Here is a 6,603-nt window from a genome sequence, read left to right as displayed (position 1 = left end):
CTGGCGGACGGCACCCTTGTCTGCGGAGGTGGCCATGGCGGCGTACGCACGCAGCGCCTTGGAGACCTGGCGCTCGCGGTTCGGGGTCCACGGCTTCTCGGAGGCCTCCATTGCTTCGCGACGACGCTCGATCTCCTCCTCCGGCAGGTCGAGGGAGAGGCGACGGGTGTGGACGTCGATGGTGATCGGGTCACCGTTCTCGATGAGGCCGATGAGACCACCGTGGGCGGCCTCGGGGGAGATGTGGCCGATCGACAGGCCGGAGGTGCCGCCGGAGAAACGACCGTCGGTGATCAGCGCGCAGGCCTTGCCCAGGCCGGCACCCTTGAGGAAGGACGTCGGGTGCAGCATCTCCTGCATGCCCGGGCCGCCGGAGGGACCCTCGTAACGGATGACGACGACCTCGCCCGCCTGGACCTCACGCTTGAGGATGATGGAGACGGCCTCCTCCTGGCTGTCGACGACGCGGGCCGGTCCGGTGAAGGTCCACAGCTCTTCCTCGACGCCGGCGGTCTTCAGCACGGAGCCGTCCGGGGCCAGGTTGCCGCGCAGGACGACGAGGCCGCCGTCCTCGGAGTGGGCGTGCTCCACGGAGTGGATGCAGCCGTTCTCCTGGTCGGTGTCCAGGGACTCCCAGCGGTTGTCGGTGGAGAAGGGCTGGGTGGTGCGGACGCCACCCGGGGCGGCGTGGAACAGGTCCACGGCCTCCTCCACGGCCTTGCCGCCGCGGATGTCCCAGTCGTCGAGCCACTCGCCGAGGTTCGGGTAGGTGATGGAGTGGACGTCCTCCTTGAGCAGGCCGGCACGGCGCAGCTCACCGAGGATGGCGGGGATGCCGCCGGCGCGGTGGACGTCCTCGATGTGGTAGATGCCGTTCGGGGCGACCTTGGAGATGCACGGGACCTGGTGGGAGATCTCCTCGATGTCCGCGAGGGTGAAGTCGACCTCACCCTCCTGGGCGGCGGCCAGGGTGTGCAGGATGGTGTTGGTGGAGCCACCCATCGCCATGTCCAGGGCCATCGCGTTACGGAAGGCGTCCTTGGTGGCGATGTTGCGCGGCAGGACGGACTCGTCCTCCTCGCCGTAGTAGCGCTCGCACAGCTTGACGATGGTCTCGCCGGCCTCCTCGAAGAGGCGGCGACGTGCCGAGTGGGTGGCCAGCGTCGTGCCGTTGCCCGGCAGGGACAGGCCCAGGGCCTCGGTGAGGCAGTTCATCGAGTTGGCGGTGAACATGCCGGAGCAGGAGCCGCAGGTCGGGCAGGCCGACTCCTCGATGGTGGCCAGGCCCTCATCGGAGATGTTGTCGTCGGCGGAGGCGGCGATGGCGGTGATGAGGTTCGTCGGGGTCTGGGCGACGCCGTCGACGACGACGGCCTTGCCGGCCTCCATCGGGCCACCGGAGACGAACACGGCCGGGATGTTGAGGCGCAGCGCGGCGTTGAGCATGCCCGGGGTGATCTTGTCGCAGTTGGAGATGCAGACCATCGCGTCGGCGGTGTGGGCGTTGACCATGTACTCGACGGAGTCGGCGATGATCTCACGGCTCGGCAGCGAGTAGAGCATGCCGCCGTGACCCATGGCGATGCCGTCGTCGACGGCGATGGTGTGGAACTCCTTCGGCACACCACCGGCGGCGCGGACGGCGTCCGCGACGATGTCGCCCACGTTCTTCAGGTGGACGTGGCCGGGGACGAACTGGGTGTAGGAGTTCACGATCGCCACGATCGGCTTGCCGAACTCGTTCTCCTTGGTGCCGGTGGCACGCCACAGGGCGCGGGCTCCGGCGGCGTTGCGTCCGACGGTGGTGACTTTGGATCGAAGCGGGAACACTTACTGCTCCTTCAGGTTTTCAGGGTTGTCAGAGGTCGAGCGGTTGGCCTGCTGCGCGGCCTGTCGAGCAGCGTACTCCTCCTTGGAGATGAGGATCTGCTGCCCGTCGCGGTGGATGATGGTGACCTTGTCGTCGGCCGCCTCCTGGGCGGCGGTGAGGACATCCGGGATCCGGCCGCGGGAGGCGGCGGCCAGCTGCGGCAGGGAGTTGAAGGTCACGCCGGGCATGGCGTGCTCGGCGCCGTCGCGGGTGGTCAGCAGGGCACGGGAGCCCTTGAAGCCGACACCGGCGACGTCCTCCCAGCGGACCGTGCGGCCGCCCCGGAAGGCGTAGCGGATGTCGACTCCACGCTCATCCACCACGGTGCGGGCCCGGACCACCCAGAGGATGAAGGCCAGCGGGATGAGCAGGAGCCAGCCCAGGTACAGCGGGGCGGACGGGATCACCAGCATGCCCACGGCGATGATGAGTACGGCCGCGAAGAGGTTGCCCCGGTCCGGACGGAACTCCGTGGTTTCTGCACGGTCGGTGTGCTCGGTCTTGCCAGCGTCAGAACTCATGGCGACCATGCTAGTAGAGAAGGGGCTACTGGCCGGAGTCCGGGGTGACCTGCGTCTGTTCCGGGGTCGGTGCAGGTTGCGCCGGTGACGTCGGTTCCGCGGGGGTGTCCGGGTTCCCGGTCGCTTCGACCTCTCCGGGGACACCCGCCCGGCCCTCGCCGGTCGGGGCCGGGGTGACGGCCGTGGTCGGGGCCACCCTGGTGGGGGCGGTCGGCTCCGGGGACAGGGGTGCGGTCGTGGGGGCCGGCTCGGTCTCCGGGGCGGGTGCCGGCTCGGTTGCCGGGGTGGTGGTCACGCCCGGGGCCGGCGGGGCGAGGATGCCCGACGGGCCGTCCTCGCCGGCGTCGACGGTGAGGACCTTGAGGACGATGAAGAGGAACAGGCTGGCGAAGAGGTAGGTCGTCGACGGACGCACACGACCGCCCACCGATGCCAGACGCTTCCAGCCGGAGGTGGGGGAGTCGCTGCGGAACACCCCGCCGGCCGGGGTCTGCTGCTCGACGGTGTCCTCCGGCTCGTCGCCCTGGGGGCCACGGTCGACGACGGCCGGGTCGCGGCCCTCCTCGTCGGCGTACCCGGCGGGGACGGTGGACTCCCGGTCGCCGGCGGAGTCGTGGGAGGTGGTCAGGGGGACGTCGATGAGCGGGGTGCCGGACAGGGCGCCGGTGGTGACGGTGTCGACGCGGTCCTTGACGTCACCGGTGATGGTGGTGGCGGAGCCGTACTCGTTCCAGAACTCGTCGAGGATCTCGGTGCGGATGGCACGTTCGACGAGCCACTGCATGCCGGCCTGGACCTGGATCATGAAACGCATGTCCATGGTCCAGGGCATGCCGACGGTGGCGGGCGGGGTGATGTTCACGGCGGGGTGCACGTCGAGCTCCCCGAGGAGTTCCTTGGCGACGTCGGGGCGTCGCAGAGCGCGACGCGTCGCCGCCTCGGAGCGGTCGATGGCCTCCTGCGTGTCCGTGGAACCCAGCAGCGGGACGGGGATGACCACGACGGCGCGGGACCAGTAGTGGGAGGAGTTGATGCACACGCGGGCCGTGGAGTTCGGGATGATCACGGTCTCCTGCGCGAGCGTGCGGATGCGGGTGGAGCGCATGGTCACCTGGATGACCGTGCCCTCCACCTCGATCCCGTTGCCCTCGAAGCGCACCCAGTCACCCACGCCGAACTGCTTCTCCGTGAGGATGAAGAAGCCGGCGAGGAAGTCCGCGATGATCGACTGCGCACCGAAACCGATGGCGGCGGAGACGACCGTGGCCGGGATCGCGGCACCGGCCAGGGAGAATCCGAGGACCTGCAGGAAGAAGATGAGCAGGACGAAGAATGCGATGAGCTGGAATATGTAGACGGTGACGCCCGTGAGCGCGAGGCGGGTCTTCGACTCGTCCGCGTCGGTGGTCTCCTCCACGCCGCGGGCCAGCCATCGTTGCGCGAAACGGCCCACGCGGGGCACGAGCAGCGCGAGCACGAGCAGGATCGCCAGGGACAGGCCCTGATCGGCGATCCACTGCCAGGCGCGGGTGAGCAGATACATACCTAGGTCAAGCATGCCGCCCACGATACGACTAACCGGGGGGCCCGTGTGTATGATGAACTGCATGATCACCATTCGACTTGTGGTAGCAGCGCGGCGCCTGCCGTAACGACCCTACCCAGTCGTCTCGACAAGCGCCCTCGACAGCACCCACCATCAGTGCTGTACGGGGGCTTTGTCTTTCGATGGTCGCAGGTAACTTGTGCCGACGACAGCCGCCAGGTCGACCCTCTCCGTACCACGGTAGGAGTGACCAGGTAGCGTTCCAATTGCATTGTCCTTGTGAAATTAGGAGCTTGATAACGTGGCAGCTTCGCAAACGCCCACCCCGGCCACGGTCGCCAAGAAGTCCCCGGGAGCCGAGAACGCACCCGAGCGGATGACCGGCGCCCAGGCGATCGTCCGGTCCCTCGAGGAGCTCGGCACCGACATCGTCTTCGGCCTGCCCGGCGGTGCCATCCTTCCCCTGTACGACCCCCTGTTCTCCTCGGAGAAGCTGCGCCACGTGCTGGTGCGCCATGAGCAGGGCTCCGGCCACGCTGCCACCGGTTACGCACAGGTCACCGGCAAGGTCGGCGTCTGCATCGCCACCTCCGGTCCGGGTGCCACCAACCTGGTCACCCCGCTGGCCGACGCCAACCTGGACTCGGTCCCGATCGTCGCCATCACCGGTCAGGTCGGTCGCGGTCTGCTGGGCACCGACGCCTTCCAGGAGGCGGACATCCGTGGTGTCACCATGCCGATCACGAAGCACAACTTCATGGTCACCGACCCGAACGACATCGCCCGCACGCTGATGGAGGCCTTCCACCTCGCGCTGACCGGTCGTCCGGGCCCCGTGCTGGTGGACATCCCCAAGGACATCCAGACCGCGGAGTTCGACTTCGTCTGGCCGCCGAAGATGGATCTGCCGGGCTACAAGCCGGTCACCACGCCGCACTCCCGCCAGATCACCCAGGCCGTCCAGATGATCGCCGAGGCTGAACGCCCCTGCCTCTACGTCGGCGGCGGCGTCATCAAGGCCGACGCCAACAAGGAGCTGCTGGAGTTCGCCGAGTACACCGGCGTCCCGGTCGTCACCACCCTCATGGCCCTGGGCGCGTTCCCGGAGTCCCACCCGCTGCACATGGGCATGCCGGGCATGCACGGCTCCGTCCCGGCCGTCGGCGCGATGCAGCGTTCCGACCTGCTCATCGCCATCGGCGCGCGTTTCGACGACCGCGTCACCGGCAACCTCGACGAGTTCGCACCGGATGCACAGGTCATCCACGCGGACATCGACCCGGCGGAGATCGGCAAGATCCGTGAGGCCGCCGTCCCGATCGTCGGCGACGCCCGCGAGGTCCTCTCCGCGCTGCTGCGCACCTACAAGTCCTCCAAGAACCTCACCCCGCCGAAGATCACCGAGTGGGTCGAGTACCTGACGGACCTCAAGGAGCGCTTCCCGCGCGGCTACGACGAGCAGTCCGACGGCATGATGAGCCCGCAGTTCGTCATCGAGACCCTCTCCCAGGAGGCGGGTCCGGACGCCATCTACGTCGCCGGCGTCGGCCAGCACCAGATGTGGGCCGCTCAGTTCGTCGACTTCGAGAAGCCGCGCACCTGGCTCAACTCCGGTGGCCTGGGCACGATGGGCTACTCCATCCCCGCCGCCATGGGCGCCAAGGCAGGTCTGCCGGACGCCGAGGTCTGGGCCATCGACGGTGACGGCTGCTTCCAGATGACCAACCAGGAGCTCACCACCGCCGCTGTCGAGGGCTTCCCGATCAAGGTCGCCCTCATCAACAACGGCAACCTGGGCATGGTCCGCCAGTGGCAGACCCTGTTCTACGGCGGCCGCTACTCCAACACGAAGCTGCGCGAGCAGGACGAGTACATGCCGGACTTCGTCACGCTGTCCGAGGCCCTCGGCTGCGTCGCCTTCCGTGTCACCAAGGAGGAGGACGTCCTGCCGACGATCCGGAAGGCCCGCGAGATCAACGACCGTCCGGTCGTCATCGACTTCATCGTCGGTGAGGACGCGCAGGTCTGGCCGATGGTCGCCGCCGGTGCCTCCAACACGGACATCGAGTACGCACGTGGTCTGCGTCCCTTCTTCGAGGGTGACGAGTCCGCGGGCGAGTCCCCGGCCGACATCCATGAGGTCATGGAGGACGCCCAGGAGGAGACCGTCGAGGAAGTCCTCGAGGAGCGCGACAACGACAGCGAGAAGGAGAACTAGGACAAATGGCCAACACCGATATCGTCCGTAACACCCTCAGCGTCCTGGTCCAGGACGTCGACGGCATCATCTCCCGCGTCGCCGGCATGTTCACCCGTCGTGGCTACAACCTGGTGTCCATCGTGTCGGCACACACCGACACCCCGGGCATCAGCCGCATCACGATCGTGGTCGACGCCAACGAGCTGGTCATCGAGCAGGTCACCAAGCAGCTCAACAAGATCATCCCGGTGCTCAAGGTCGTCCGCCTCGAGGAGGACACCACCATCGCCCGCGCCATCATGCTGGTGAAGGTCAACGCCGACAACACCAACCGCCCGCAGGTCGTCGACGCCGCGAACATCTTCCGCGCCCGCATCGTCGACGTGGCCCAGGAGTCCGTGGTCATCGAGGCCACCGGTACCCCGGGCAAGCTGCGCGCCCTGCTGGAGGTCCTCGAGCCCTTCGG

The 6,603-nt window shown here is 68.0% G+C and carries 5 protein-coding genes; 2 read left to right on the top strand and 3 right to left on the bottom strand.

The features are described from left to right. The 3 genes from ilvD to GXZ33_RS09915 all read right to left on the bottom strand — a co-directional run. Window positions 1-1,830, bottom strand: a 1,830-nt coding sequence (gene ilvD / locus GXZ33_RS09925) for a dihydroxy-acid dehydratase (RefSeq protein ID WP_291340875.1), incomplete at its 3' end; no start/stop codon positions are given. Beyond that, complete coding sequence (locus GXZ33_RS09920; protein WP_291340874.1) at window positions 1,831-2,391, bottom strand: PH domain-containing protein; 561 nt, start codon at window positions 2,389-2,391, stop codon at window positions 1,831-1,833. It lies immediately after the preceding gene. A 25-nt stretch (window positions 2,392-2,416) separates the two neighbouring features. Next, a complete protein-coding gene (locus tag GXZ33_RS09915) occupies window positions 2,417-3,949 on the bottom strand; it encodes a mechanosensitive ion channel domain-containing protein (protein ID WP_291340873.1) in 1,533 nt (510 codons plus the stop codon). Window positions 3,950-4,238: 289 nt separating this feature from the next. On the opposite strand from GXZ33_RS09915, the gene GXZ33_RS09910 reads away from it, so the two are divergent. Together GXZ33_RS09910 and ilvN are read left to right on the top strand one after the other, a co-directional pair. Then, window positions 4,239-6,155 (top strand): acetolactate synthase large subunit, encoded by a 1,917-nt coding sequence (locus tag GXZ33_RS09910; protein WP_291340872.1) that lies wholly within the window; start codon window positions 4,239-4,241, stop codon window positions 6,153-6,155. Window positions 6,156-6,160: 5 nt separating this feature from the next. Further along, window positions 6,161-6,603 (top strand): acetolactate synthase small subunit (ilvN, locus tag GXZ33_RS09905; RefSeq protein ID WP_291340871.1); only part of this gene is annotated, 443 nt, incomplete at its 3' end.

The organism is Corynebacterium sp., assembly GCF_012838985.1.
Taxonomy (GTDB): domain Bacteria; phylum Actinomycetota; class Actinomycetes; order Mycobacteriales; family Mycobacteriaceae; genus Corynebacterium.
This window is presented reverse-complemented; position numbering and strand designations above follow the sequence as displayed.

What these genes read in the sequence shown, in the direction of transcription:
- GXZ33_RS09920 (WP_291340874.1), bottom strand. Translation starts at nt 2,391, where the DNA reads ATGAGTTCTGACGCTGGCAAGACCGAGCACACCGACCGTGCAGAAACC.
- GXZ33_RS09915 (WP_291340873.1), bottom strand. Translation starts at nt 3,949, where the DNA reads ATGCTTGACCTAGGTATGTATCTGCTCACCCGCGCCTGGCAGTGGATC.